This window comes from Desulfobacterium sp. N47 (assembly GCF_051233685.1).
Lineage (GTDB): Bacteria > Desulfobacterota > Desulfobacteria > Desulfobacterales > RPRI01 > RPRI01.
The window spans coordinates 1-2,451 of sequence record NZ_JBAMMY010000281.1; the positions used below are offsets into that span (position 1 = coordinate 1).

The following is a 2,451-nucleotide window of genomic DNA, read 5'->3' on the forward strand; positions in this document are numbered from 1 at the left end:
TAAATAAGATTGCATAAAAGATAACAAAGCGTTACACACTCGACCGGGAACCCGCGCCTTTTTTCCAAATAACCTTGGTTGAGTTAAACGTGGTTAAAACACAGCCGGTTTGTGTTCCCGGCCGGTGAACTTTGTGTTATACAAAGGAGATACAAATGGATGCAAGCGAGATATTGACTCAAGAATACAATAAATTATGGGCTGAGAAATTAGTTCACAAGCAAGGGATTAGAAAATTTCACAATTACCTTACGTATATAACAGCAATAGGCTCTCTTGCTTTGGCATTTCATGGTCTAAATGCTCAAGATGTTATTTCTGCCGTAAACAATACACAAAAAGCAAAAGAAATTATGGAAAATGCGTCGAGCATACTGCACCTGTTTTTTATTCCATTTGCCCCTGTCCTACTGATAACACTTACATTTCCGCTTAATGATATGTTTCATATATATGCTATAGGTAATCACATAGGGAAAATTGAAAGCAGAATTAATCTAATGGAAAACAAAAAATTATTATTATGGGAACATCAAGTTTGCCCAAAAGTGTACGGTGGTGATGAAGATCAAAAAGGAAATAAAATTTCAAATATTATCATGATGGGTGACGCTCTGCTGTTAATACCGGCACTTTTTGTCTTAGGTGTTATTACTACATATATATCAACAAGTTTTATTTATCACAATCTTTCAACATTATGGGCTGTGGGCTATCTTGCCTTGGTTACATACATGTTCGGCATGGTTATTGGATTGGCGTTGAAATTAAAGAATTACACATCGCCGAAAGGCAAATTAACTGTGATAATCCAAAATGCTAATGATTGTTCTGAAATCAATGAATCAAAAAGCGTTGTATAACAATCGGTTGCACATGGATTGCAATTCCGCTGCGCTCCATTGCAACCAGTGAACCGAAGCGTTCGCCATTAAAAATATGTGGGGCAAATGAATATAAATCTCTATAGCAACCGGAATTCTCGAAGTGATTTCATACAGAATGCTGTAAATTCTTTAATTGCTAAGGCAAACAATATAAATATTGCTGTAGCATTTCTCACAGATATAAGCGTGTTAGAACATTTAAGTAGTCAGGGTTGTAGAGTAAGAATCGTCGTGAGGCTTGGATTTCCTACCGCTCCAAATGCCTTGGAAGCACTTTTAAAAATAACAAATATTGAAGCTCGTTTTTTCTCTGACAGATCCTTCCATCCAAAGCTTTACATTTTTGGCACGTCAGGTGCTTTAGTTGGCTCAGCTAACTTGACGAATTCTGCTATGACTACGAATCAAGAAATTATGGTGCATATTGATGCTGAGGACAATATTTTTACTGAATTGGTTGATTTGTTTTCCGAATACTGGGAAGAATCAAAGGTCCTCACTCAGGAAATTGTAAAAGATTATAAAAAAATATACGAAAGCTTTAAATCTTTATCTTCGGATGTTTCAAAGATAGAAACAGAAATCCATAAGAAGATAGGAAAAGTCGTTGGCTTCAATATAGGCAGGGATAAAACAAAACAATCCAAAAAGAATTTATTTGTCGAGGATTATCGTAAAACCTATCAAGAATCGGTAAGCGCTTTCAATGCTATAAGAAAGGTTTATGAGGATATAGGGAAAAGAAAAAGATCAGAATCAGAAATTCCCTTACGGCTGGAAATCGATTCTTTTATTAGTTTTGTGAGGGATAAGCATGCGCAAAAAGACAGCTGGAAGAAAACGCCCATTGATTCGGGTGAGTCTCAAAACAAAAAAATAAAAAAGCTAATAGAAGAGTGGCACCAAACGCCGTGGCCTCATTTCGAGGAAACAATAGTGAACGAAACTTTTCCAAGATTAAATACCGTATTTGCCTCTGATAAATCGATATTAGATTCCAATCCTGATGAAATTTTCCAAGCACTTTGTACTCTGCATTCATTCCGTGATCGCCTAAGGTTCTATTCCGGTGGCCTGAATACATTAAAGGAGGAATTCCTTGGCAAAAATGACATCAATCAGGTCAAAGAAAGTCTCACGTATTTGGTTCATGGAAACGCTGAAATTGTTGAGAGAATGGCAAATTTAATCTTCAACAAACAATACAAACTAAATGCTTTCGGGCAATCAAATGTTCAAGAACTTATTGGCTGGAAAAATAATGAAGAATTACCAGTCATAAATGGAAGAACTACAAAAGTGTTGCGATATTTTGGTTTTGATGTCCGTCAATTATAAATAACGATGGCGAACAACCGCATTAACTCGGACTGGTAAAAGCTGCGCCGCTTCGCTATGCATCTTTTACCAGCCGGTTATGCGAAGCGTTATAATTTCGTGAAACAATGAAGGAAATTACAAATCGATCCGCAATAATTGTGAGCCCAAAGCATCCATTTGTAGAATGGGCGAATTTGTATAACGAAAGTTCCAACGAAGATATTAATCAAAGATTAGAAGAAAA

General features: G+C 36.3%; 2 protein-coding genes. Both read left to right on the forward strand.

Annotated elements, in window-relative coordinates; all coding sequences use genetic code 11:
- Window positions 1-155: 155 nt before the first annotated feature.
- Window positions 156-863 (forward strand): hypothetical protein, encoded by a 708-nt coding sequence (locus tag VXK47_RS17925; RefSeq protein WP_435550155.1) that lies wholly within the window; start codon window positions 156-158, stop codon window positions 861-863.
- A gap of 87 nt (window positions 864-950) precedes the next feature.
- On the forward strand, window positions 951-2,225 hold the full coding sequence (locus VXK47_RS17930; RefSeq protein ID WP_435550156.1) for a phospholipase D-like domain-containing protein: 1,275 nt from the start codon (window positions 951-953) through the stop codon (window positions 2,223-2,225).
- The last annotated feature ends 226 nt before the right edge of the window (window positions 2,226-2,451 follow it).